A 25,407-nucleotide genomic window follows, 5' to 3' on the forward strand; every position below is an offset into this window, starting at 1 on the left:
CGCAAGCTAACCCAGCGGCACCCATTCCGTCGCGGTGGTGAACTCGTCGAGCAGGTCCGGGAGCGGCGTCACGCCGAGGCCCGGGCCTGCCGGCACGGCGATGTGGCCGTCGTCGAGCACGAACGGCTCGGTGATGTCGGTGCGGTAGAACCGGCCGGACCCCGAGATGTCGCCCGGCAGCGTGAACCCCGGCAGGGCCGCGAGCGCCGCGTTGGCCGCACGGCCGAGCCCGGTCTCCAGCATGCCGCCGCACCAGACGGCCACGCCGTGCGCGACGGCGAGGTCGTGGATGCGCCGCGCCTCCAGGTACCCGCCGACGCGGCCGGGCTTGATGTTGATGATCGAGCAGGCGCCCAGCGTGATCGCGGCGGCGGCGGTCTGCGCCGAGACGATCGACTCGTCCAGGCACACCGGTGTCGTGATGCGTCGGGCGAGCTCGGCGTGGCCCAGCACGTCCTCCTCCTCGAGCGGCTGCTCGATCAGCAGCAGGTCGAACGGGTCGAGCCGGGCGAGGTGGCGGGCGTCGCCAAGGGTGTAGGCGGTGTTGGCGTCGACCTGCAGCAGCACGTCGTCGCCGAACCGCTCCCGCACGGCCCGCACGGGCTCGAGGTCCCAGCCGGGCTCGATCTTCAGCTTGATCCGCACGTACCCCTCGGTGAGGTAGCCGTCGACGGCGTCGAGCAGCGCGGGGACCGTGTCGTGGATGCCGACGGACACGCCGCTCGGCACCCGGTGGACGACAGCGCCGAGCTCGCCGGCGAACGACCGGCCCAGGGTGCGCAGCTCGGCGTCGAGCACGGCCATCTCCAGGGCCGCCTTGGCCATGCGGTGCCCCTTGACCGGCGCGAGCGCCTGACCGACGTCGGTGGCGGCGAGGCCACCCGCGCCGCCCGGCCGACGAGCGGAAGCCTGACGTCGGGCCAGGGCCGGGAGGAGGAACCGGCGCAGCACGTCGGCGGCGGCGTCCACGTACTCCGAGGAGTAGAGGGGCTCGGCCATGGCGACGCACTCGCCCCAGCCCTCCGCGCCGTCGGTCACGGCGCGCAGCAGGAGGATGTCGCGCTCGTGCTCCGTGCCGAACGACGTCCGGAACGGTGCTACGAGCGGCATGGTGATCCTGCGCAGCTCGACTCCCTGCAGCTTCACGGGTGCTCTCCTTCGGTCGGGGTGTGGATCAGGTAGCCGCGCTCGCGGTCGTAGCCGACGCCGTGTCCTGAGCCTGCCGTAGCGGCGGACCCACCGGCCAGGTACGGCCCCAGGCTCTCTCGCACGCGCAGCCGCCACTCGTGGGCGGCTGCCGGGTCCGCCACGCGCAGGCTCTCGATGTCCGGTGGCACCGGCACGACGGCGACCGGCACGACGCCGCCCGCCGCGCCGGCCTTGCTGGAACCGCCGGCACCGCCGGCACCGCCGGCACCGCCGGGACCGCACGCGGCGGCCACCGCCGGTGCCCGCAGGTCCCAGCGGACCAGCACCCGGTCGGTGTCCTCGCCGCCGTTGATGGCGTCGGACATGGGCCCGTAGAAGTTCGTCAGGTACTCGGCGGGCCGGCCAGCGAGCTTGTTGATGTTGAAGTGCGCGTTGCGCGCCACCAGCGGGTCGTACGTCCAGGCGATCTCGTCCACGCCCAGGGCGAGCGCCCAGGCCCGCTGGTGCACCTTGAGCGCGAAGCCGACGCCTTGGCCGCCGGTTCCCGGCGTCACTCCGGCGATGTGGCTGTGCAGGGAGCGCTGCCCCGGCGCCGCGTGGAACGCCACGCACGCGCCGACCAGCACGCCGTCGCGGAACGCGCCGCCCACATAGCTCTGCGTCTTGCTGAACGCTCGCAACAGCTCCGTGGAGACCGACGGCTTGCCCCAGATCGTCGTGAACAGGTCGCCGACGGCGGCCAGCTCGGCCAGGCCCGACACCTCGCGGACCGTGACCCCGGCTGCCCGGGCCGCCGCCTCGGCGTCCCGGGCAGCCTGCACGGTGAACGGGTCGCTCACCGCGCGACCTCCGGAACGGCTCCCGGCACCGCCTCCGGCACGGCCTCCCGCGCCGCCGCCTCGGGGACCGGCTCCGCGACGGCGGCCTTCGGCGTGGCCCGGGCGCCGAAGTGGAGGTATTCCTCACCGGTCGCCAGGGAGTAGAACGTGACCGGCGCCCAGGTCTGCATCCCCTCGGGGCGCACGAGGTAGAGGCCTTCCGAGACCGCGACCAGCGGGTACTCCTCGACCGGCTCCTCCTGCAGCTCGGCCAGCGGACCGAGCAGCTCGGTGCGCAGCCGGGGACCGGAGTCGCCGTCGAGCACGTCCATGCGCACCGACTCCCGCCGGTAGGTGCCGAGGTACGGCGTGATGTCCGTGGTGACGGGTACCGCAGGCGGCGCGAGCGACCTGGGCATCTCGACGTCCGCCAGCTCGGCGAAGATCTCCCGGTAGAGCTCCTCGTACAGGTCGCGCGTGTTGCCGCCGTTGGCGAGCAGCGTGACGGCGAGCCCGTCGTCCGGCAGCACCCGCAGGAACGCCGCCTGCCCGATCGTGTTGCCGTCGTGCCCGATCAGCCGGCGACCGTCCCACCCGAACCGGATCCAGCCCAGGCCCCAGGAGTCGCCGAGCGAGTACTTGTCGGGCAGGTCGGCGTGCAGCTCCGCCATGTCCGCCGTGCTCTGCGCCGACAGCAGGCGGGTGCCGTCCGCGGTCGTGCCGCCGGTCAGGTGCAGGCGCGCGAACGCGAGGACGTCGGCGACCGGCGCCGTGATGAGCCCCGCCGGTCCCACCGGTCGCGGCAGGCCCCACACGGGTGCGACGTGCTGCTCACCGCCCACCTCCACGTGCCCGACGGCGGCGCCGTGCAGCAGCGCCTCCTCCGGCAAGGTGACGGTGCGCGGCAGGCCGAGCGGGCCGAACAGCTTCTCCCGCATCGCCGCGTCCCAGGTCTTGCCGGTGACCTGCTCGATGATCCGGCCGAGCACCGAGAACCCGGAGTTGCAGTAGGACCAGGTGACGCCGAGCGGGTGGTTCTGCGGGGCGTCGGCGAGCAGCGCCACGTACTTCTCGATGGCGTCGTCGCCGCGGCCGGTGTCGGTGAAGATGTCGCCGTCGATGCCGCTGGTGTGCGTGAGCAGGTGCCGCACGGTCACGCGGGCCGTCACCTCAGGGCTCGACAGCCCGAAGCCCGGCAGGATCGTGGCCACGGGCGTGTCCAGGGTGAACGCTCCCTCGTCCACCAGGATCATGACCACGGTCGCGGTCCACACCTTGCTGATGGACCCGATCTGGAAGATCGAGTCCACGCCGGCAGGCTGACCCGTGGCCAGGTTCAGCACGCCGGTCGCCGCCTGGACCAGATCGTCCGGACGCCCGCCCCCGCCCACCCGGAGGATGCCGAGCTGCGCACCCGGCACGTCGTGCTTCTCCGCGAGAGCGGTCAGGCGCCGCTCCCAGTGCGCGACGTCGATCGCCGGGCGCGCGCGGTCGCCGTCGAGCACGTGCTGGTCGAGCCACGCGACGATCCGGCGGCCGAAGTCCAGGCGGTGCGACGGGCGGCCCGCGAGCGGGAAGATGTGGCTGCCGCCCGGGTAGAGCACGAGCCGCGTGGGCACCCCGCGCTCACGCAGAGCGGTGTGCCACTGCTGCGCCTGACCCACCGGGCAGCGCAGGTCGTCACCGCCGTGCAGCACGAGGGTCGGGGTGGAGACCTGGTCCACCCGCGTGAACGGCGACATCTCGGCCAGGCGGGCGGCGTCGGCGCCCCAGGGGAACGCCCCGAGCTCGTGCTCGCTCATGAAGTGCGCCTCGTCCGACGTGCCGGCCATGCTGGACAGGTCGGCCACCACCCCGCCCGCCACCGCCGCGGCGAACCGGTCGTCGTGGGCGGTGAGGTAGCAGGTCATGAACCCGCCGTAGCTGTAGCCGCCGACGGCGAGCCGGTACGGGTCCGCGAACCCCTCGGCCACCAGGGCGTCGACCGGCTCCAGGAAGTCCTTGGCGTCCGCGGTGCCCCAGCTGCCGAACACGGCGTCGTAGAACCCGGCGCCGTAGCCGTCGCTCCCCCGCGGGTTGACGAGCAGCACGCCCCAGCCGCGGGCCACCAGGTCGTGGTGGTACAGGTGCATCTCGTCGGCGGCGCCGTTCCAGGCGTTGTGCGGGCCGCCGTGGATGTCCACGTACAGCGGGCGGGGACCGGGTCCGGTTCCGGCGTCGTCCTGCGGGGCGTGGCAGAGCCACGCCTGCACCCGGGTGCCGTCAGAGATCTCGAACCAGCGCTCCTCGCGCACGTACCCGACGGCGTCACCGAGCGAGGTGCCGAGGCTCGTCACGGTGGTCTCGCGGTCCCCCTCCCCGAGGGTGACGGTCACCACCTCGCCGAACGAGTCGGGCGTGGTGAGCACGACGGCGGCAGTGCCGTCCGCGACGGAGAGCCCGGAGACCACCCGGCCCGCGCCACCCAGCACGAGCCGTGGGACCCCGCCGCCAGCGAGTGGCACCGAGTAGAGGTGGGTGCAGCCGTGGTCGCGCACGCAGAACAGCACGTCGTCGCCCACCACCACCGGCGCGGCGCCCGGGTAGGCGGGCGCACCCGCCATCACGTTGCGGTCGAGCGGAGCGGCCAGGTCGACCGGCACACCGGCGGCCCGCCCGCCGTCGTCGAGCGGCACCCGGAGCAGGCCCGCGTGCCCACGCGGCGCGCCCGGGTAGCCCACCACCAGGAGGTGCTTCCCGTCCGGGGTGAACGAGACGCTGCCTGCCAGGCCGTCGGCGAGCGCGACCAGGACGGCCGCTGCCTTGGGGTCGGTGACGTCCACCGTGTGCACGGCGGCGACCGGGTCCAGGTCGGACGCACCGGCGGGGCGCGCCGTGAACGCGAGGGTCACGCCGTCCGGGTGCCAGCCGACGGCGCCCACGTGGGCGTTGCCGTGAGTGACCTGCCGGACGGAGCCCAGCCCGCCGCCGGCCGAGCCCGTCGAGCCGCCCGAGCCCGTCGAGACCTCCACCACGTGCGCCTGCATCCGCGCGGTCGGCAGCAGCCCGGCGCCGTCGACGGCGTACCCGAGCCCGTCCGCGACCAGGGGCCGGACCGGGTCCGACCCCGCCGGGTCGACCGGCGCGACGAACGCGATCCGCGCGCCGTCCGGGCTCCACACGGGCGCGCCCGCGCCGAGCGGCAGGTCGGTGACGGCGGTGGCCTCGCCGCCCGCCGCGGGCAGCGTCCACAGCTGCGCCGGGCCGTCCGGGTCGGTGCTCGCACGCAGGAACGCGAGCGTGCCGCCGTCGGGCGACCAGGCGGGCGACGTGTCCGCGCGGCCGTGCGTGAGCCGGCGCGGCTCGGCGCCGCCCGCTCGCGCGAGCCAGAGGCTGTGCACGGTGGTGTCCGCCTCCGCGTCCAGGGTGCGCACCACGTACGCGAGCGCACCGTCCGGAGCGAGCGCCGGCTGGGACGGGACTGCGATCGAGGGCAGGTCCTCGAGGGTGAGGTGACGGGTCACGTCGTTCTCCTTGTGGTCCGGGTGGAATCGATGGTGCTCGTGGTCAGGCTGCCGGCCGGCGGCCGGGGTACGGCCGCCAGCAGGCTGCGCGTGTAGTCGTGCCGCGGGTCGCCGAGCACCTGGGCGGTCTCGCCCTGCTCGACGACCCGGCCGCGGTGCAGCACCGCCACCTGGCCGGCGACGTACCGCACGACGGCGAGGTCGTGGGAGATGAAGAGGATGGACAGGCCGAGGTCCCGCTGGAGCTCGCGGACCAGGTTGAGCACCGCGCCCTGGATGGAGACGTCGAGGGCGGACGTGATCTCGTCGGCGACGACGACGCGCGGCCGGGCGGCCAGGGCGCGAGCGATCGCCACCCGCTGCCGCTGACCGCCGGAGAGCTGGCCGGGGCGGGCCCCGGCCCGGTCGGGGTCCAGGTGCACCAGCGTGAGCAGCCGCTCCACCTCGGCCCGGACAGCCGCGGACCGCCGGGACGTTCCGCGCTCGCGGGGGACCGCCTCCGCGACGCTCTCCCCCACGGTCATGCGCGGGTCCAGCGAGGAGGCCGGGTCCTGGAAGACCAGCTGCACCGGGCTCGGGCCGGCGGCCCGGCGGCGTCCGGCCACCGGCTCGCCGTCGAGCAGGACCCGGCCGCCGTGCACGGGGACCAGGCCGACGGCGGCGCGCGCGAGCGTCGACTTGCCCGAGCCGGACTCGCCGACCAGGCCGACGATCTCGCCGGGCGGTACGACGAGGCTGACCCCGTCCACGGCCGTCGTGGCCCGGCGGCCGGTGCCGTAGCGGACCGTCACGTCGTCGAAGCGCAGCTCGCTCATGCGGTCGCCTCCTCGGGGACAGCGCTCGGCAGGTCCTCGCCGGGGCGCCAGCAGGCCACGCCGTCGACCAGCTCGGGGTCCTCCGCGCGGCACCGGGCGTCGGCCAGGGGGCAGCGGGGCGCGAACGGGCACCCGGCCGCCAGGTCGGCGGGGTCGACGGGCCGCCCGGGGATCACGGCGAGGGGACGGTCCAGGTCCGTCTCCAGGTGGGGGACGGCGGCGACGAGCGCCCGCGTGTAGGGATGGCGGGCGCTCGTCGCCAGCCCGGCGGCCGGCAGGTCCTCGACCACGCGTCCCGCGTACATCACCAGGACACGGTCGCAGACGTCGGCCACCACCGACACGTCGTGGCTGATCAGCAGCAGCGCGACCGCGTCGCGCTCACGCACCTCGGCCAGCAGGTCGAGCACCTGGCGCTGCACGGTGACGTCAAGGGCCGTGGTGGGCTCGTCGGCGACGATCAGGGCGGGGCTGCCCATCAGCCCCAGCCCGATCATGGCCCGCTGGCGCATGCCGCCGGAGAACTCGTGCGGGTACTGGCCGGCCCGCCGGTCCGGGTCACCGATCCGCACCGAGCGCAGGCGGTCGACGGCGCGGTCCCGCGCCTGCCGGCGGCTCAGCCCCAGGTGGTGTCGCGCGCCCTCGGCGAGCTGGCCGCCCATGCGGCGCACCGGGTTGAACGACGACGCCGGGTCCTGGAAGACCATCGCCAGCTCGGTGCCGAGCAGGGTGCGGTGGTCGCCGGTCAGCAGGTCCCTGCCCTGGAACGACAGGCGCCGCGCCGTCACCGTCGTGGGCGGCTCGAGCAGCCGGGCGACGGCGAGCGCGGTGAGCGTCTTGCCCGACCCGGACTCCCCCACCACGCCGACCGCCTCGCCGCGCGCCACCTGGAACGTCACGCCGCGCACCGGCCGCACCCGGCCGGCCGGCGTCGGCACGGTGACGACCAGGTCGGCGACGTCGAGCACGAGGTCGGGCCCTGCGTCGAGCGGTACGTCGGCGGACGGCGTGGCGTCCTGCCCGGGCAGGCCACCGGCGTCGGGCCGCCGCCGGGTGCGCAGGGCGCCGCCGGCCAGGAGGGAGACGCCGCTGATCGAGTCGATGCTGAACGTGCGCGCCACGGCCTCGCCGGTGAGGTTGAAGGCGAGACCCGCGACGACGACGGCGAACCCGGGCAGGAGCGCGGCGAGCGGGTCGAGGTAGATGCGGTCGAGGCCGTCCTGCATGAGGCGGCCCCAGTCGTAGGCGGGGGCCTGGACCCCGAGCCCGAGGAAGGACAGCCCGGCGAACGAGAGCAGGGCGCCGCCCGCCCCGATGGTCACGTTCACCACGAGCGGCCCGCCGACGTCGGGCAGCACGTGCCGCAGCAGGATCCGCAGGCGCCCGACGCCGGCGAGCCGGGCCGCGGCGAGGTAGTCCCGGGTGGCGACCCCTGCGACGAGGGTCTGGCACAGGCGGGCGAAGGCCGGCGCGCCGGAGAGCCCGATGGCGAGCACCGACCCGACCTGCCCCACGCCGAAGATCACGGCGAAGGAGAGCGCGAGCAGCAGGCCGGGGAAGGCGACCGCGATGTTCACCCCTGCGGTGACGAGGCGGCCCGCCCGGGGTCCGAGGAGCAGGGAGGCCGTGCCGAGGAGCAGGCCGACGGTGACGGCGAGCGCCGTGGCGGCGAGCGCGAGCGCCACCGAGAGGCGGGTCGCCACCAGGGTGCGGAACAGCAGGTCGCGGCCCAGGTTGTCGGTGCCGGCCCAGTGGTCGGCGGACGGTCCCTGGAGCATGGCGGCGGTGTCGACTGCCTCGGCGGCGTCGCCCCACAGGAGCGGGGCCAGCACGGCGGTCACCAGGACGAGCGCGAGCAGGGCGGCGCCGGTCACGCCGAGCGGGGTGCGCAGGATGGCCGGGAGGCGGGCGGACGCCGGACGCCGGGTGGGCGCGGGCAGGCGGGCGGGCATCAGCTCTCCCCGATGGTCGAGCGGGGGTCGAGGACGGCGAGCGCCACGTCGACCATGGTGTTCACGACCAGCACGCCGACGCCGTAGACCAGCACCGTGCCCTGGACCAGGGGGTAGTCCTTGGCGAGGATGGACTCGACGACGGTGCTGCCGAGGCCCGGCCAGGCGAAGACGCTCTCGACCAGGACCGTGCCCGCCACGAGCTGGCCGAGGAGCAGACCGCCCAGCGTGAGGCTCGCGGTGACGGCGTTCGGCAGCGCGTGGCCCAGGTGGACCGCCGCAGGGGGCAGGCGCTTGGCGCGTGCGGTGCGGACGTAGTCGGTCTCGAGCACCGCGAGCATCTCGACGCGCACGATGCGGGCCAGGACGGCGGCGGGTCCCACGGCGAGGGCCAGGACGGGCAGGACGAACGAGGCCGCGCCGTCCTGCCCCGCGATGGGCAGCCAGCCCAGCGTGACGCCGAAGACCCACACGAGCGCGACGGCGAGCAGGAAGTCGGGGATGGTCGCGAGGAACACGCTGGTGCTCGCGAAGCCGAGCTCGGTGCGCGGCGCCCTGCCGCGCCGGGTGGCGACGGCAACCGCCACCCCGACCGGGACGGCGACGAGCACGGCGACGAGGAAGGCGAGCAGGGCGAGGGTGGCCGTGGCGGGCAGGCGCTGCGCGATGGTGTCGGCGACGGGCAGCTGGGAGCCGAACGAGGTGCCGAGGTCACCGGTCAGGAGGTCGCGCAGGTAGGTGGCGTACTGCACCCACAGCGGCTGGTCCAGGCCGAGCGACTCGCGCCGCGCCGCCACCAGCTCCGCCGACGCGGTGGGGCCGAGGGAGGCGCGCACGGGATCGCCGGGCACCAGGTGGATCATCAGGAACGCGGCGGTGACGAGCACCCACAGGGACACCAGCAGCCGCCCCGACCGGCGCACGGCGAAGCGCAGCCAGCGGTGGGGGGCGAGCCCGGCGGGCGGGGCGGCCGTCGGCGTCGGGGTCGTCAGCGGCATCGGCAGCTCGCCGTCAGCTCAGCACGCGGATGCTGGTGGGCACGATGGACCCGGTGCTGAGGAACTCCGCGCCGTTGCCGTAGATCTTGACGAGGCTGTTGGCGAACGGCGTGACGTCGGTGGCCTCGACCAGCGCGGTCTCCCCAGCCAGCCAGGTGTCGCAGCCCTCTGCTCCCTGCATGGTCGTCGCCTCGCCGACGGCGGCCGCGTAGTCCGCGTTGTCGATGGCCGCGAAGTTGGTGCCGCCGTCCGCGACCGACGGCCCGGACAGGAAGCCGACGAGCTGGTCCGGGCTGCTGACGTTGATGGGCTCCCAGGCGACGTCCCACGCGCCGGTGCCGAACAGGATCTCGGACAGCTCGGTCGTGTTCTTGCCCGTCACGTCGACGTCGACGCCCAGGTCCGTCCACGCCGCCGTCGCCAGCTCTGCGGCTGACGCGCCACCCGTGCCGAGCGCGGTGTCGTGCAGGAACGCGATGGTCAGCGGCTTGCCGTCCTTGGCCCGCACGCCGTCGTCGCCCAGGGTCCACCCGGCGTCGTCGAGGGTGGTGGCCGCTGCCGCCGGGTCGTGCTCGGGCAGGGCAGCGGTGATCGAGTCGCCGGTGCACGCGGCCGGGCTCACCGTGGCGAGCGTGGTCGGCGGGCTCCCCTTGCCGGACGTGAGCACCTGCCGCAGCTCGGTCAGGTCGAGCGCCTGCGCCAGGGCAGCGCGGACGGCCGGGTCGGCCGTGACGTGGCCCTCTGCGTGGTTGTACCACTGCTCCCCGAGCAGCCCGGCGGACTCGGCGGAGTAGAGGCCGGCCGCCTCGAGCCGCTCCGTGTCCGGGCCGATCACCTGCACGGCGTTGACCTCGCCCGAGAGCAGCAGGTTGGCCGACGTCGTCTCGTTGGCGACGATCCGCACGTTCACCGTGGCCGGCGTGCCCGGCTCCGTCGTGGTGGCGCCGTCCGGGCCCCACGTGTACCCCTCGCGGACCGAGTAGGTGTAGTGGTCGTCCGGCACGGCCTCGTCGAGCACGAACGGCCCGGTGCCCGCAGTACCCGCGGCGAGCGTGTCGCGGTCCGCCAGGCCGGAGTCGCAGACCATGGCCAGGCTCGACAGGCCCTCCAGCAGGAACGGAGCGGGGCCCGCGAGCTCGAGGGTGAGCGTGTCGCCGTCGGCCGACGCCGTGACCCCCGCCGGGAGGAACGCGCCGAGGTACGGGCTCTCGTTGGCCGGGTCGGCCACGTGCTCGATGTTCGCCGCCGCGGTCTCGGCCGTGAACGCGGAACCGTCGGCACACGTCACGTCGTCGCGCAGGGTGAAGGTCGCGGTCGTGCCGTCCACGGACCACTCGGCGGCCAGCGACGGGACCACCTCGGTGGACTCCGGATCCACCGCGACGATCGTGTCGTACGCGAGCCGGCTCATGCCCAGCACCGAGCTGGTGGCGGACGCGTGCGGGTCCAGGTTGCCCGGGTCGGTCGCCAGGGCGAGCGTGAACGTCCCGTCGGAGGCGTGACCGCCGCCGGACGCGGCGTCGTCGCCACCTCCGGAGCAGGCGGCGAGGGCGGTCGAGGTCAGGGCGAGCACGAGCAGCAGCGCCGCGGGGCGCACGGCCCGTCCGGGCGGGGCGGTCAGGGGGTTCACGGGAGTCCCTCTCGTCGGGTCGGCTCTGCGGCGTCGGGTCAGCCTGCGCCGTGGGTCAGCTCAGTGCCCGCGCGACCGCGCGGCCGTAGTGGATGTACGCGGCCCGGCCGGCGCCGTCGTCCCCCAGGAAGGCATAGACGGTGTGCACGCCGTTCGGGGCGTCGACGGCGATCAGGGCGTCGTCGGCGTACCGCACCAGCTCCGTGCGGAACGGCTGCTCGCCGATCTCGGCGAGCACGTCCTTGGGGGTACGGTCGAGCCACACGCGATCGGCGTCGTCCCGGCTGACCACCAGGTCGTAGATGGTGTCGGAGTACGTGCCGGCACACCGGGCGTGGTCGACGGCGCCCGGCTCGGCGGGCGGGACCGGCCGGTCCGCGAGGGTGACGCCCGCGAGCTCGCTCGTGAGGTGCTGCACCACGTCCCGGTAGAGCCCGAAGACGTCGCCGCCGTTGGTCAGCAGGGCCACCGCGACGTTCGCGCCCGGCACCACCCGCAAGAACGCCGCCTGGCCGATCGTCCCGCCGTCGTGCGAGACGACGGTGCCGCCACCGGTGCGGGAGATGGTCCAGCCGAGGCCCCACGCGTCGCCCATCGGGCTGACGACCGGCACCGTCACCTGCTGCGTCTGCATGGCGGCCGCGCTCTGCTCGCTCAGCACCCGCGTACCGTCCGGTGCCAGACCCCCGGCCAGGTGCATGCCCGCGAAGGTGACCAGGTCGCGCGAGCGCATCGCGAGCATGGACCCCGCCGCCGCGTTGGACCGCGCCAGCGCCCAGACCGGCGCCGCCGCCCAGCCGCCCTCCGGGCCCTGGACGTGACCCACCGCCGCCCGGTGCAGGATCGCCTCGTACGGGCTCGGCGCCACGTGCGTCAGGCCCAGCGGCTCGGCCAGGAGCCCGGTCAGAGCCCGGTCGTACGGCATCCCGTGCAGCACCTCGACCAGGCGCCCCAGCAGCGCGAAGCCCGCGTTGTTGTAGGAGAACATCGCGCCCGGCGCGAAGAGCTGCGGCAGGCCGTGCAGCTCCGCCAGGAACTTGCCGATCGCGTCGTCACCGCGGCCCGTGTCCGTGAACACGTCGCCCTCGAACCCGGCCGTGTGGCACAGCAGCTGCCGGGTGGTGATGGTGGCGCTCGCGGCGTCGTCCCCGACCTGGAACTCCGGGAGGTACGTGCGCAGCGGGACGTCGAGGTCGAGCGTGCCGTCGTCCACCGCCCGCATCAGCAGGGACGTGGTCCAGAGCTTGGTGATCGAGCCGATCTGGAACACGGAGTCGGTCGTCGCCCCGACCCCGGTCGCCGTGCTGAGCACGCCTGCCGCTGCATCGACGATCTCGCCGTCGGCCAGCACCGCGACGCTCGCGCCCGGCACCTGGTGCCGGGCCACCAGGTCGGCAAAGTGCTCGTCAAGCCAGGTCGAGACCGAGTCGGGAGATGTCATGGCGCCAGGCTATGGAAAGCCCTGCGCGTGGTGTTCGTCCGGCCGGACAAGGAGGCGAGGGAGCAGTTGTGCGGGCCGACGAACCACGGCGTCGCACGAACCGGGTCCGCGCTCAACGACGCAGTGTGGTCTCCCGCTCCACGTGCGACAGCTTCTCGGGGTTGCGCACGGCGTAGAGCCCCGCGATGCGGCCGTCGGCTACGCGCACCGCCATGACCGTCGTGACCTCGCCGTAGACCCGGACGAGCAGCGCCGGGTAGCCGTTCGCCTGGACCGGCTGCAGCACCGCCGCGGCCGGGATCTTGCCCAGCACGCCGGCCACGCTGCCCGCGCCGACGACGGGTTCCGTCGCGGCCGCCACGAGCCCGCCGCCGTCGCTCAGCAGCACGACGTCCGGCGCGAGCACGTCGAGCAGGCTCTGCAGGTCGCCCGTCTCGACCGCGCGCCGGAACGCTTCGAGCGCGCTGCGGGTCTCGGCTGCCGAGGGAACCTCGCGTGGCCGGCGCGCGGCGATGTGCGCACGCGCCCGGTGAGCGATCTGGCGGGTCGCCGCCGGGGTCTTGTCGACGGCCTCCGCGATCTCGTCGTAGTCCAGCGCGAACACCTCACGCAGCACGAACACCGCCCGCTCGGTCGGCGCGAGGGTCTCCAGCACCAGCAGCATGGCCATCGAGACGCTGTCGGCCAGCTCGACGTCCTCTGCCACGTCCGGGGCGGTGAGCAGCGGCTCCGGCAACCACGGGCCGACGTACGACTCCTTGCGCCGCCCGAGCGTGCGCAGCCGGGTCAGCGCCTGCCGGGTGGTGATCCGGATCAGGTACGCGCGCGGTTCCCGCACGGCCTCGAGGTCGACGCCGGCCCAGCGCAGCCAGACCTCCTGCAGCACGTCCTCGGCATCGGCGGCGGAGCCGAGCATCTCGTAGGCGATCGTGAACAGCAGGTTGCGGTGGGCGACGAACGCCTCGGTGGCGGGATCCGGTGCGGACTGCGACGTGCCGGCCATGGGATGGCTCCTGTTCGGTCTGGAGGGTCTCACCACAAGACTCCGTTCCCCGCCGCCCTGTGACACCGAACGAGCATCGGCGGGTGTGGCTCGGGTCACACTGTCCCGCTGTCACACGCACCCGGCCCCCGGAGTCTCTTGTGCGTCCGGTGCAGCGCGCACCAGCACCCCGTGGAAGGAACGTCATGACTGCAGAGCTCGAGACCCTTCGCCGCGACTTCGGCGGCGACATCATCGAACCGGGCGGCGCCGGGTACGAGGCGGCGAGCCGCACCAAGCTCGCCGCCGGCAGCCCTGCGTACGTCCTGCGCCCCAAGAACGTCGGCGACGTGCAGGCGGCCGTCGGGTTCGCGGCCGGCTCGGGGCTCGTGCTCTCCGTGCGGGGCGGTGGGCACAGCTTTCCGGGCTTCGGCACCAACGACGGCGGCGTCGTGATCGACCTGCGCGAGCTCGCGGACGTCGAGGTCCTCGACGAGGACCGGCACCTCGTGCGGGTCGGCGGCGGCGCGACGTGGGGCCAGGTGGCCGACGTGCTGGGCCCGCACGGCCTGGCGATCTCCTCCGGCGACACCAGGAGCGTCGGGGTCGGCGGCCTGACGCTGAGCGGCGGCATCGGCTGGATGGTGCGCAAGCACGGACTGACGCTGGACAACCTGGTGGCCGTGGAGCTGGTCACCGCCGCAGGGGCGGTGGTGCCCGCGAGCGCACAGGAGAACCCGGAGCTGTTCTGGGCGGTCCGCGGTGGTGGCGGCAACCTCGGGATCGTGACCGCCTTCGAGCTCGTCGCCCACCCGACGACAAAGGTCTTCTTCGGCAAGATCACCTTCCCGGCGGCAGAGGCGGCCACCGTGCTCCAGGGCTGGGCCGAGCACGTGCGCACGGCGCCCGAGGAGCTGACCTCCATCGCGAACCTGGCCAACCCGTTCGCCGGCGGCCACGAGGCGCCGGTCGAGATCCACGTCGCGTTCGACGGGGACGACCCGGAGCTCGCGGCCCGGGCGCTCGACCCGATCCGCCGGCTCGGGACGGTCCTGGAGGACGACGTCACGCCGCACGCGTACGCCGACATCCTGGTCGACGGCGCCGAGCTGCCGCCGGGCCTCCAGCTGCTCGGCCACGACGGCTTCGTGGACCGGGAGGCGGTGCCCGAGGTCCTGCAGATCCTTGCCGAGGTCGGGACGTCACCGGGGTCGCCGTCGATCGCCGTCCGGAGCATGGGCGGCGCCGTCTCACGAGTCGCCGACGACGCCACCGCCTACGCGCACCGCCGGGCGGAGCTGCTGGTCGCCACCATCGCCGGTGGCCCGAGGCCCGTCGTCGAGGCCGCGCGTCCGGGCCTGGACGCGATCTGGGACAAGCTCGCACCGCACCTCGACGGCGCGTACGCGAACTTCCTCGGGTCGACGGCCGACGACGACGTGGCCGCCGTCTACCCGGCCGCGGCGTACCAGCGGCTGGCGGCGGTCAAGCGCCGGTACGACCCCACCAACCTGTTCGCCCGCAACCACAACGTCCGGCCCGCGTAGACCGGCCCGGTCCGGCGAGCGTCGTCCCTGGTGGGACGGCGCCCGCCGATGCGGGCCGTGACGTATCCCACGTTGGATAATCGGGTCAAGCGCGACATCCGGGTACCCGGCGACCGTAACTCGATTGTGACTTTCGGCCCGTCGGGGGTTAGCGTCGCCCGGTTCGTGGAACGCCACGAGCACTCGAGGCGGACGCCGAGCCCTGTCACCGCCACGAGACTGCACCGACCGAATGACAGGGACGGGGGAACCACGCAGGTGGACACCATCGGTGTCCTTGGGGTGAAGCCGCACAGGAAGTACGCGGCCGGGTCATTCTCCGATCCGAATCCGACAGCTCACCTCGCAGGCGTCCGGAGAACCGAACGTGACCTCTCGCATGCCAGGGCGCCATCGTGCTGCCCGCAGACCCATCACCCCGCTGACCCCGATCTCCCGCGCCGCTGCGCGGGGCATCTCCACCGTGGCCCGCCGCGGCGTGGCCGTCGCCGCCGGATCCGGCCTGGCCGTGACCCTGCTCAGTGTCCCGGCGGACGCCGCACCGGTGGCCGACCACGGCACGTCCACGGCCGAGCACGACACCCTGGCCGCTGCCGGAGCCGCACAGTCCGAGACCCTGCAGGCCGGGGTCGCGGAGGCAGTGACCGTGTCCGCCGCAGCGACAGCACCGGCCGTGCGGGTCGCCGCTGACAGCAAGTACGCCCTGGAGACGGGGACGATCAAGGTGACGCCCGCGCCGGAGCCGGAGCCCGTGCCAGTGCCAGTGCCGGAACCCGCGCCTGAGCCTGAGCCTGAGCCGGAGCCCGTCGTCGAGGAGACCGTCCAGAAGAAGGCTCCCGTCGCGGAGCCTGTCGAAGAGGTCGTCGAGGAGGCCGCCCCGGCCGCCGCGAACGACATCGTCTCCATCGCCAGGCAGTACATCGGCGTGCCGTACGTCTGGGCAGGTTCGACGCCCGCAGGGTTCGACTGCTCAGGCTTCACCTCCTACGTGTTCGCGCAGATCGGCATCGACCTGCCGCGCACGTCCTCCGAGCAGCGCTACGCGGGCACCGAGGTGTCCGCGGCCGAGGCGCAGCCGGGCGACCTCATCTGGAGCCCCGGCCACATCGCCATCTACGCGGGCAACGGGATGCAGATCGAGGCGCCGGTCCCTGGCCAGACGGTGCACGAGTCGGAGATCTGGCAGTCCAGCCCGACCTTCATCCGCGTCAGCTGACGCATTAGTTCGACCAGCTCGACGAAGGGCCCGCACCACACGGTGCGGGCCCTTCGTGCGTCACAGCTGAGACCCCTCGCCGCCACGTCGGACCGGGTGGCAGGATCAGCGCCATGAGCAGCTCCCCCACGAGCGTCGAGACCAATGCCCTGAACACCATCGACGAGTCCGAGCGGCGCGGGTCGCCGCGCAGCCTCTTCTGGCCGTGGTTCGGGGCCAACGTCTCGGTGCTGGGACTGGGCTACGGCTCCTACCTGCTCGGGTTCGGGGTCTCGTTCTGGCAGGCGACGGTGATCGGCGCGGTCGGCATCGTGGCGTCGTTCCTGTTCTGCGGGTTCATCTCGCTGGCCGGCAAGCGCGGTTCGGCACCGACCATGGTGCTGTCCCGTGCGGCGTTCGGCGTGCGCGGCAACAAGCTGCCCTCCCTGCTGTCGTGGATCCTCACCGTGGGCTGGGAGACCGTGCTGGTGGCGCTGGCCACCCTCGCGACCTCCACCGTGCTCGGGGCGCTCGGCTGGGGCGGCGGTACCGTCACCAAGGTCGTGGCCCTCGTGGTCGTGGCGAGCATCGTGGTGGCGGCGGGCGTCTTCGGGTTCGACCTGGTGATGCGCCTGCAGGTGATCATCACGGTGCTCACGGCGGTGCTCACCGTCGTGTACGTCATCCTCGTGGCCGACCACGTCGACTGGGCGGCGGTCGCCGCGATCCCGGCGGGCGGCGCGCCGCAGGTGATCGGCGGGCTCGTGTTCATGATGACGGGGTTCGGCCTGGGCTGGGTCAACATGGCGGCCGACTACTCGCGCTACCTGCCCCGCTCCGCCTCCGGCCCGCGGATCGTCGGCTGGACCACCCTCGGCGCGTCGCTGGCCCCCGTGGTGCTGCTCGTCTTCGGCCTGCTGCTCGCCGGCTCCGACCCCGCCCTCAACGAGGCGATCGGCGCCGACCCGATCGGCGCCCTGTCCACGCTGCTGCCCACCTGGTTCCTCATCCCGTTCGCCGTGGTGGCGCTGGCCGGCCTGATCGGCGGCGCGGCGCTCGACATCTACTCCTCGGGCCTCGCGCTGCTCTCCCTGGGCCTGCCCGCGCCGCGCTGGGTGGCGGCCGCGATCGACGGCGGACTCATGATCGTCGGCGCGGTCTACGTCGTGTTCGTCGCCGACTCGTTCATCGGCCCCTTCCAGGGCTTCCTCATCACGCTCGGCGTGCCGGTCGCCGCCTGGTGCGGCGTGCTGCTCGCCGACATCCTGCTGCGCCGCCGCGACTACACCGACGCCGACCTGTACGACGCCGCGGGCCGGTACGGGTCCGTGAACTGGCCCGCCGTGCTCCTGGTGCTGGCGGGCACCGCCATCGGCTGGGGCCTGGTCACCAACACCTATGCGCCGTGGCTGGCCTGGCAGGGCTACCTGCTGGGCCCGCTCGGCGGCGTCGAGGGCAGCTGGGCCTGGGCCAACCTCGGCGTGCTGGTCGCCCTGGCCATCGGCTTCGCGGGCACGCTCCTGCTGAGCGCCCGCGCGGTACGCCGCCAGGAGGAGCGATGACTGCGCCCGACGGCGGGGCCGCCCCCGTCCTGCCGCCCGGACCGGACGCCGCCCTGATCGTGATCGACATGCAGGACGTCTTCGCCCGCCCGCCCAGCCCCTGGGCCTCCCCCGACTACCCGACCGCGCTCGCCGGGACCCGCCGCCTCCTCCCCGCGTTCGCCGGCCGCACCGTCCTGACGCGGTACGTCGCCCCCACCGTGCCCGACGGCGCCTGGCGCGCCTACTTCGACCAATGGCCGTTCGCGCTCGTGCCCGAGGACGACCCGCTCTACGAGATCACCGACCTGGCCGACGTCGTCGCCTCCGGGGCGCCCGCCATCACCCGCACCACGTTCGGCAAGTGGGGCCCCGAGCTGGACGCCGCCACCCGGGGCGCCGGCGAGCTCGTGCTCGCCGGCGTGGCCACCGACTGCTGCGTCATCTCGACGGCGCTGGCCGCGGCCGACGCGGGCCGCCGGGTCCTCGTGGTCGCGGACGCCTGCGCGGGCTCGACGGCGGAGAACCACGAGCGCGCGCTGGCGATCATGCGGCTCTACGCGCCGCTCGTCGAGGTCACGACGGTCGCCGAGGTGCTCGCGACCGACCAGCGATGACCATGCAGCTGCTGCCAAGATCGACGTCATCTTGGCAGCAGCTGCATGGTCATTCGTCCGGCGCCACCACCGTCTCCACCACCACCCCCGCGTCCCGGTACCGCCGCAGCACCTCCTCGTCCCGCTCGTCCGTGACGAGGGTCCAGCCGGCCGGCAGCGGCGCCCACGCGGGCACCGCGCCGCGGTCGAGCTTGGTGGAGTCGGCCAGCACGACCGTCCGGCGGGCACGCCGGGCGGCCACCTCCTTGACCTGTGCCTCCAGCGCGGTGGCCTCCCCCACGCCGTCCAGGGGGTCGACGGCATCGACGCCGAGGAACGCGACATCGACCATGAACCGTTCGAGGGCCACCGTGGTCAACGGCCCGACCAGGCCGTGGCTCTTGGTCGTCACGCTGCCGCCGATCACGACGACGTCGAGGCCGGGCGACCCGGCGAGCAGCAGTGCGACCTCGAGCCCTCGGGTCAGGACCGTCAGCCCGGACCGGCCGCGGAGGTGCTCGGCGAGCTGCCCCGTCGTCGAGCCTGCGTCCACGAACACGGTCCCGTCGTCGGGCACGAGCTCGGCGGCGCGCCTGCCGATCGCGACCTTGGCCGGCATCTGCACCCGCATCCGCTCCGCCAGCGCCCGCTCGTGGAAGCTCGACTCCGGGCTGGCACCGCCGTAGGTCCGGGTGACGAGCCCCTCGGCGCCCAGCCGGGCGAGGTCGCGGCGCACCGTCGACTCGGAGATCGCGAGCACCTCCGCCAGGTCCTCCACCCGCGTGGTCCCGCTCCGGATGAGCGAGAGCAGCTCGTCGTGACGCGCTCGGGTGCTCTGCCGCATCGACTCGGATCCCGCGGGTACGCTCACGCGGCGCCCGGCCGGTACGCGGCGCGGATGCCGTCGACGAACGGCGCGTACTCCACCGCCGCGAGGTAGGCGGACCGCATGGTGCCCGCGTCGGCGACGCCCTGGCCCGCGATGTCGAAGGCGGTGCCGTGGTCCACCGACGTGCGCAGGATCGGCAGGCCGACCGTGACGGAGATGGTCCCGTCGAAGTCGAACGTCTTGGCCGCGATGTGGCCCTGGTCGTGGTACTGCGACAGCACGCCGTCGTACCGGCCGGTGAGGCCGTGGTGGAACACGGAGTCGGCGGGGATGGGGCCCGCCACGTCCAGCCCCAGTCCTTGCGCGTCCGCCACGGCGGGCGCGAGGTGGACGATCTCCTCGTCGCCGAACGCCCCGTTCTCCCCGCCGTGCGGGTTGATCGCGGCCACGGCGAGCCGCGGCGACGGGACGCCGAAGATCTCCAGGGCCTGCGCGGCCCGCTGGATCGAGCCGAGCTGGGTCTCGCGCGTGATCTTGTCGAGCGCCTTGCGCAGCGACAGGTGCCGGGTCGCGAAGAAGATCCGCAGGTGGTGCCCGGGCTGGTGGGTGTTGCGCACCACGAACATGGTGTCCTGCTCGGTGACGCCGGTGAGCGCGCCCAGCATCTCGGTGTGCCCGAGGTGCTCGCTGCCGGCCGCCCAGATGGCCTCCTTGTTGATGGGTCCGGTGACCACGCCGGCGACCGCGCCGTCCAGCGCGGCCCGGGTGGCGGTCTCGATGGCGACGACGGCGGCCCGGCCGGCTCGTGCGTCGACCTGACCCCAGGCGGGCAGGTCGGCGCCGAGCACCCCGACGTCGAACACGTCGACGACGCCGGGCCCCGCCGGCTCGGTGTCCCACGAGCTGACGGACCGCAGCTCGACGTCGAGCCCGAGCGCGGCCCTGGCCCGTTCGAGCGCCCCGAGGTCACCGACGGCGATGCCGTGGTGCGCGGGGTCGCCGGCGTGCTCCGCCAGGGTCGCGAGCGTGATCTCCGGGCCGATGCCGACGGGGTCGCCGACGGTGAGGGCGAGGACGGGTCGTGTCATGGCGTTCTCTCCTAGCGTGTTCATCAGATCCTGCTCTGCGGCACGGCGGTCCGTACCCAGCGGGCTCGCTGGGCAGCGGCCCGAGCGAGGTGGTCGAGACATCGCACGGCGGCGTCGGGGCCGCCGACGAGCCCACCCTTTGTGGCGATCGGCAGACCGTCCCACGGGCCCCCGACCACCTCACCTGCGACGGCCAGCGGCACCACCTCGTCCTCGACCGCGATGCCGCGGCCACCGAGGGCGGCGAGGACCGCCGCGGTGATGTCTCCACCGGTCGTGTACAGCCCGTTGACGACGCGCGACTCGAGGGCGCGCCGGGCGATCCGCCCGAGCGCGGTGGCCAGCGCGGCCGACTCGGCGGGGCTGAGCCGCACGACGTCGTGGTCGGCGAGCGCCGTCGCGAGCAGCACGGTGGTGCCGGTGCCCGCGCCCTCCAGGGCGTCGACGAGGCGGTGTGCCGTGGCGTCGACGTCGGGTACCGGCCCGCCCGCCGGGCGCACCACGACGACGTTCCGCTCGGCGACCAGGCGTTGCAGCTGCGCTCGCGTGAGCTCGGTGGCCGAACCGGAGACGGCGAGCAGCGGCGCTCCGGAGGCCGCACCGACGGGCAGCAGCGCTCCGGCGAGGGCGAGTGATCCCGGGCCGGGGTCGACGCCGACCCACAGGAGGTCCGGGTCGGCGGCGGCCACCGCGGCGGCGGCCCGTGCCACGCGGTCCAGGTGGTCGGTGGTGAGGGCATCGCCGATGACGACGTCGGCACCCGCGGCGTCGCGTACCGCCGCCTCGAGCCGTTCCTCGCTGCCGGTGACCACCGACAGCGGGACCAGCGACGTCGTCAGGCCGGTCCCCCGCCGCAGCGCGTCGGCGACGGACGACGAGCGCACCGGCGAGCGGACGTCGCGCGCGAGCTCCGTCTCCTCCAGGCGCACGCCGTCGAGGAGCTGGTTGCCCTCGACGGTGTGCCGGCCCGCCGCGGGGTGCGCGGGCAGGCAGAGGCCGACGACCCGCCGGCCGGACAGCTCGCGAGTGGCGGCGAGCACGGCGTCTGTGGCCGGCCCGACGTTGCCGCGCAGCGTCGTGTCGATCCGCGAGCTGACCAGGCTGACCGGCCAGGCGGCCCGCACCACCCGGGCGGCGACGTCGGCCGCCTCCTGCGGGGGTGCGTGCCGGGTGTCCGTGGTCGCGACGAGCACGTCGAACCGGCTGTGGAACTCGGCGACGGCCTCCCAGTGCTCGGACCGGCTGACCGTCACCGCCCGCCGGCCGGCGCGGGCGAACCCCGCTGCGGCGGCGTTGGCGCCGGTCAGGTCGTCGGCGACGACGAGGATGTCCGCCATCCTCAGCCCACGACCAGGCTCAGGACGAACAGCAGCGGGATCGAGCCCAGCCACACGGCGGTCGTGATGCCCGACCATCCCTTCAGGGCTGCGGTGCCCTCCAGGCCGGTGAACCGCGTGACCACCCAGAAGTAGGAGTCGTTGAAGTAGCTGAACACCATGGACCCCGCGGTGCAGGCCATCGCGGCGAGCAGCGGGTCGATCCCGAGCGGCTCCAGCAGGGGCGCCGTGACCGAGGCCGCCGTGACCATCGCGACGGTGCCGGAGCCCTGCGCGATGCGCACCAGCGAGGCGATGAAGAACGGCACCAGGAAGACCGGCAGGCTCAGGGAAGCGATGGCCTCGGCCAGTGCGTCCCCGACACCCGAGTCGCGCAGCACCAGGCCGAACCCGCCGCCCGCGCCCGTGATGAGCAGGATGAGGCCCGCCGAGGCGGCCGCCTCCGAGAGCCACGTGTGCACGGTGCTGCGCGGCGTCCAGCGCGGCAGCAGCACGTAGACCGCGAGCAGGATGCCGATGACCAGGGCGATCACGGGGTTGCCGACGAACGCGAACGGGACGGTCCACGACGACACCTCGTAGTCGCCGCTCAGCACGCCCTGCTGGTTGCGGTCGACGGCCGCCGTGACGGTGTTCGCGACGATGAGCAGCAGCGGGACGAGGAGCGGCAGCGACCCGAGGAACGCGCCGACCTTGTGGGCAGGCTGCCCGGCCGGCGGCTCGCCGACGCCGGCCGGCGGCGGGACGTCGTCGTCCTCGGGCCGGTCGTCGGCGGAGCCGACCGCACCGCGAGGGCCGCCGGTGAGCGCTGCTGCCCGGCCGTAGACGGCCTCGCGCACGGCGGGGACCACCCGGTCCTCGAGCTGCGGCCCCACCCACCGGGCGTACAGGATGACGACCGGCAGCAGGATCACGGTGAAGACCAGCCCGGTGAGGATCACCAGGCCGAGGTCGGCGCCGAGCAGGCCGGAGACGGCGAGCGGCCCGGGCGTCGGCGGGACCATGTGGTGGGTGAGCGTCATGCCGCAGCCGAGCGCGAGCGCCAGGGCGACGTAGCCGCCGCGCTTGACCCGGGCGATGGAGCGGGCGAGCGGGTTCATGATGACGTAGCCGGAGTCGCAGAACACGGGGATGGACACGAGCGCGCCGACGCTGCCCATCGCCCACTCCTCGCGCCCCTTGCCGAAGGCTCGGAGGAACGCGCGGGCGAGGCTGTCGGCGGCGCCGGAGACCTCGAGGATCTTGCCGATCCCGACGCCGAGGCCGATCACGAGGCCGATCGAGGCGAGGGTGTTGCCGAATCCGGTGGTGATCGAGGTGATCGTCTCGAGCAGCGGCTGCCCGGCGACGGCCCCCGTGACGACGGAGGCGAGGATGAGTGCGACGAACGCGTCCAGGCGAGTACGCAGCACCACCACGATGATCGTGGCGATGCCGAGCAGGAGCGCGAGCAAGAGCTGGAGATCCACGACAGTCCTTCCTTGGACCGAGGACGACGTCGTCGTTGACGCCGCGAGGTGATCGAACAACGCGAGTATGCCCCGGCTTGCTGCGCATATCAAGCATCTAAGTTGCACAGAGAGCGCAGAATCGGCATCAGGCACGATGGTGTTCTCGCCCCGGTCGCGGAGGCGACCAGCCGGACCGAAGGAGCCCGACGTGACAGTGCACAGGATCCGCGCCCAGTGGGAGCGTCTCGACGAACGGTTCGCCCCTGTTCGAGGGGACACGTTCGCCGAGGTGCTCTATGACGAGGGCAGCTGGCTCGAGGGGCCTGCGTACTCGCCGGCGTGGCGCACCGTGCTGTTCAGCGACATCCCGAACGACCGGGTGCTCGCCTGGGACGAGGCCACGGGCGGCGTCGGCGTCTGGCGCAGCCCTGGCGGCTACGCCAACGGCCGCACCGTCGACCGCGCGGGGCGGATGCTCCAGTGCGAGCACGGCAGCCGGTCGGTGACGCGCACCGAGCCCGACGGGACCGTCACCGTCCTCGCCGACCGCTGGCAGGACAAGCGGTTCAACAGCCCCAACGACCTGGTCGAGCACAGCGACGGCAGCGTGTGGTTCACCGACCCGGCCTACGGCATCGACAGCGACTACGAGGGCCACCACGCCGTCCCCGAGATCGACGGGTGCCACGTCTACCGCTGGGACGCGGACGGCTCGGTCACCCGGGTGGCCGCGGACTTCGGCCGGCCCAACGGCCTGACCTTCTCCGCGGATGAGCGGACCCTCTACGTCACCGACACCGACCGCAAGCACGTGCGCCGCCTCGACGTGGCGCCGGACCTGACCCTGTCCGGCGGCGAGGTGCTCGCCACGTGCGACGCCGGCGGGTTCGACGGCGTACGGGTCGACGACGCGGGCCGTCTCTGGGCCGCGGCCCACGACGGCCTGCACTGCCTCGACCCGGACGGCACGCTGCTCGGCAAGCTGCTGCTGCCAGAGGTCTGCTCGAACCTCACCTTCGGCGGGCCGAAGCGGAACATCCTGTACGTGACGGCGACGAACATGCTGCTGTCGATCCGGGTCAGCGTGACGGGGATTCGCTAGGTCGTGGCGCTGTCGGACCGAGTGCTGACGGCGGTTCCAGTGGGATCCCTGAGCGACCTCCATCGGGGAAAAGAGCTCGTTCGACCCCTGCTCATGCCCATAGCCTGGGCCGATGGCTCACTCGTATCTCTTCGCCCTGACCGACGGGGGCGGGACGGTCCCACCCGAGCTCGGCGCGGCACGACGGCTCGTCGAGCGGGGACACGACGTGACGGTCCTGGGCGAGAACTCCATGGCCCCGGAGGTCGCCGCCACCGGCGCTGCGTTCGCACCCTGGCAGTCCGCGCCCAACCGGCCCGACCGAAGCCCGGAGGGTACGCACTACCGTGACTGGGAGATCAGGAGCCCGCTCGCTCAGGCACGCGGGATGGCCGACCACATGCTGGTCGGCCCCGCGGCGGGCCAGGCGCTCGACGTCACGGCGACCGTCGAGCGGGTGCGGCCCGATCTCGTCGTCACGTCGTTCGTCGCACTGGGCGCGATGATCGCAGCCGAGGCGGAGGGCATCCCGTTCGACGTTCTGCTGCCCAACATCTACACCATGCCCGCCCCCGGGATGCCGCCCATGGGCATGGGGCTGCGACCGGCCGCCGGCCCCCTGGGCAGGCTCAGGGACCAGCTGATGAACGGTGCCAGCACGCGCCTCATCGACAAGTACGTGCTCCCCCGGCTCAACGCCGTGCGCGGTGAGTACGGGCTGGCGCCGGTCGAGCACACCTGGGACCAGGTGCACCGAGCCCGGCGTCTCCTGCTCCTGACCAGCCCGGAGTTCGACTTCCCGGCCGAGCTCCCCTCGAACGCGCGGTACGTCGGCCCCGTGCTCGACGACCCTGCCTGGGCCGTCGACACCGTCTGGTCCGCACCGCCCGGAGACGCTCCGCTGGTCCTCGTCGCGCTCTCGTCGACCTTTCAGGACCAGGCCGCGTGCCTGCAGCGCATCACCGACGCCCTCGGCAGCCTCCCGGTCCGGGGCCTGGTCACGACCGGACCGGCACTCTCGCCGGCCGACCTGCGCGCACCGTCGAACGTGACCGTCGTCGCCTCCGCGCCGCACCGCGACGTGATGCGCCAGGCCGCTCTCGTCGTCACCCACGGCGGGCACGGCACCCTGATCAAGGCGTTCGCGGCCGGGCTCCCTGCCGTCGTGCTGCACCACGGCCGCGACCAGGCGGACAACGCCGCTCGCGTGACCGCCCGGGGCGCGGGCGTCGCCGTGCGCCGTACGGCGCCGTCTGCAACGGTCGCGCGTGCCGTCCGACAGGTCGTGGAGGATCCGGCCTATGCACGGGCAGCAGAGGCGCTCGGCACGGCAGCACGACGGGACGCGGAGAGCGGGCTCCTCGTTTCTGAGCTGGAGCGACTCACCGGGTGATCGTCGGGGGTTCGCCGGCGCGGCCCGGCGCAGATCGTCGCGGTCGGTGCGCCGGGTGGGC

19 protein-coding genes and 1 riboswitch are annotated in these 25,407 nt (G+C 73.9%); of the genes, 6 read left to right on the top strand and 13 right to left on the bottom strand.

Annotation, left to right across the window (positions count from 1 at the left end; genetic code table 11):
- Positions 1–6: 6 nt before the first annotated feature.
- From menC to APR04_RS10000, 9 genes are all read right to left on the bottom strand, one after another.
- Positions 7–1,146: an o-succinylbenzoate synthase gene (gene menC, locus APR04_RS09960; RefSeq protein ID WP_253869623.1), complete on the bottom strand. Its 1,140-nt coding sequence runs from the start codon at positions 1,144–1,146 to the stop codon at positions 7–9.
- Entirely contained in the window at positions 1,143–1,988 is an 846-nt protein-coding gene (locus APR04_RS09965) for a GNAT family N-acetyltransferase (protein ID WP_253869624.1), read from the bottom strand. Before APR04_RS09965 ends, menC begins: the two co-directional genes overlap by 4 nt.
- The gene (locus APR04_RS09970) at positions 1,985–5,470 is read right to left on the bottom strand and encodes a serine hydrolase (RefSeq protein WP_253869625.1); all 3,486 of its coding nucleotides are present in this window, start codon (positions 5,468–5,470) and stop codon (positions 1,985–1,987) included. The genes APR04_RS09965 and APR04_RS09970 overlap by 4 nt, the downstream gene beginning before the upstream one ends.
- Positions 5,467–6,285, bottom strand: a complete 819-nt coding sequence (locus tag APR04_RS09975) for an ABC transporter ATP-binding protein (RefSeq protein ID WP_253869626.1) — start codon at positions 6,283–6,285, stop codon at positions 5,467–5,469. The genes APR04_RS09970 and APR04_RS09975 overlap by 4 nt, the downstream gene beginning before the upstream one ends.
- The gene (locus APR04_RS09980) at positions 6,282–8,237 is read right to left on the bottom strand and encodes a dipeptide/oligopeptide/nickel ABC transporter permease/ATP-binding protein (protein WP_253869627.1); all 1,956 of its coding nucleotides are present in this window, start codon (positions 8,235–8,237) and stop codon (positions 6,282–6,284) included. Before APR04_RS09980 ends, APR04_RS09975 begins: the two co-directional genes overlap by 4 nt.
- Positions 8,237–9,235 (bottom strand): ABC transporter permease, encoded by a 999-nt coding sequence (locus APR04_RS09985; protein ID WP_253869628.1) that lies wholly within the window; start codon positions 9,233–9,235, stop codon positions 8,237–8,239. The genes APR04_RS09980 and APR04_RS09985 overlap by 1 nt, the downstream gene beginning before the upstream one ends.
- A 13-nt stretch (positions 9,236–9,248) precedes the next feature.
- The gene (locus tag APR04_RS09990) at positions 9,249–10,865 is read right to left on the bottom strand and encodes an ABC transporter substrate-binding protein (protein WP_253869630.1); all 1,617 of its coding nucleotides are present in this window, start codon (positions 10,863–10,865) and stop codon (positions 9,249–9,251) included.
- Between the two features lie 55 nt (positions 10,866–10,920).
- Entirely contained in the window at positions 10,921–12,306 is a 1,386-nt protein-coding gene (locus tag APR04_RS09995) for a serine hydrolase domain-containing protein (protein WP_253869632.1), read from the bottom strand.
- A 112-nt stretch (positions 12,307–12,418) separates the two neighbouring features.
- The gene (locus APR04_RS10000; protein WP_253869634.1) at positions 12,419–13,309 is read right to left on the bottom strand and encodes an RNA polymerase sigma-70 factor; all 891 of its coding nucleotides are present in this window, start codon (positions 13,307–13,309) and stop codon (positions 12,419–12,421) included.
- Between the two features lie 185 nt (positions 13,310–13,494).
- Between APR04_RS10000 and APR04_RS10005 the strand changes: the two genes are divergently transcribed.
- From APR04_RS10005 to APR04_RS10020, 4 genes are all read left to right on the top strand, one after another.
- A complete protein-coding gene (locus APR04_RS10005) occupies positions 13,495–14,835 on the top strand; it encodes an FAD-binding oxidoreductase (RefSeq protein WP_253869636.1) in 1,341 nt (446 codons plus the stop codon).
- Between the two features lie 212 nt (positions 14,836–15,047).
- Positions 15,048–15,201, top strand: a riboswitch (cyclic di-AMP (ydaO/yuaA leader).
- Between the two features lie 13 nt (positions 15,202–15,214).
- Positions 15,215–16,051 (top strand): C40 family peptidase, encoded by an 837-nt coding sequence (locus APR04_RS10010; protein ID WP_253869637.1) that lies wholly within the window; start codon positions 15,215–15,217, stop codon positions 16,049–16,051.
- A 113-nt stretch (positions 16,052–16,164) separates the two neighbouring features.
- Positions 16,165–17,592 (top strand): purine-cytosine permease family protein, encoded by a 1,428-nt coding sequence (locus tag APR04_RS10015; RefSeq protein WP_253869639.1) that lies wholly within the window; start codon positions 16,165–16,167, stop codon positions 17,590–17,592.
- Positions 17,589–18,188 carry a cysteine hydrolase family protein gene (locus tag APR04_RS10020; protein WP_253869641.1) on the top strand — a complete coding sequence of 200 codons (600 nt, stop codon included), beginning with the start codon at positions 17,589–17,591 and terminating at the stop codon, positions 18,186–18,188. Before APR04_RS10015 ends, APR04_RS10020 begins: the two co-directional genes overlap by 4 nt.
- 49 nt (positions 18,189–18,237) lie before the next feature.
- On the opposite strand, the gene APR04_RS10025 is transcribed toward APR04_RS10020, so the two are convergent.
- Genes APR04_RS10025 through APR04_RS10040 form a run of 4 tightly spaced genes read right to left on the bottom strand, consistent with a single transcriptional unit; the run spans position 18,238 to position 22,890 of the window.
- Entirely contained in the window at positions 18,238–19,011 is a 774-nt protein-coding gene (locus APR04_RS10025; protein ID WP_253869643.1) for a DeoR/GlpR family DNA-binding transcription regulator, read from the bottom strand.
- Positions 19,012–19,034: 23 nt separating this feature from the next.
- Complete coding sequence (gene pdxA / locus APR04_RS10030) at positions 19,035–20,084, bottom strand: 4-hydroxythreonine-4-phosphate dehydrogenase PdxA (protein ID WP_253869645.1); 1,050 nt, start codon at positions 20,082–20,084, stop codon at positions 19,035–19,037.
- Between the two features lie 23 nt (positions 20,085–20,107).
- Entirely contained in the window at positions 20,108–21,421 is a 1,314-nt protein-coding gene (locus tag APR04_RS10035) for a four-carbon acid sugar kinase family protein (protein WP_253869647.1), read from the bottom strand.
- Between the two features lie 2 nt (positions 21,422–21,423).
- The gene (locus tag APR04_RS10040; RefSeq protein ID WP_253869649.1) at positions 21,424–22,890 is read right to left on the bottom strand and encodes a GntP family permease; all 1,467 of its coding nucleotides are present in this window, start codon (positions 22,888–22,890) and stop codon (positions 21,424–21,426) included.
- 190 nt (positions 22,891–23,080) lie between these two features.
- On the opposite strand from APR04_RS10040, the gene APR04_RS10045 reads away from it, so the two are divergent.
- Together APR04_RS10045 and APR04_RS10050 are read left to right on the top strand one after the other, a co-directional pair.
- Positions 23,081–23,974, top strand: a complete 894-nt coding sequence (locus APR04_RS10045; protein WP_253869651.1) for an SMP-30/gluconolactonase/LRE family protein — start codon at positions 23,081–23,083, stop codon at positions 23,972–23,974.
- A gap of 112 nt (positions 23,975–24,086) precedes the next feature.
- Positions 24,087–25,346, top strand: a complete 1,260-nt coding sequence (locus APR04_RS10050; RefSeq protein ID WP_253869653.1) for a glycosyltransferase — start codon at positions 24,087–24,089, stop codon at positions 25,344–25,346.
- The last annotated feature ends 61 nt before the right edge of the window (positions 25,347–25,407 follow it).

The sequence above is a fragment of the Promicromonospora umidemergens genome, assembly GCF_024171995.1.
In the GTDB taxonomy this organism is placed as follows: domain Bacteria; phylum Actinomycetota; class Actinomycetes; order Actinomycetales; family Cellulomonadaceae; genus Promicromonospora; species Promicromonospora umidemergens.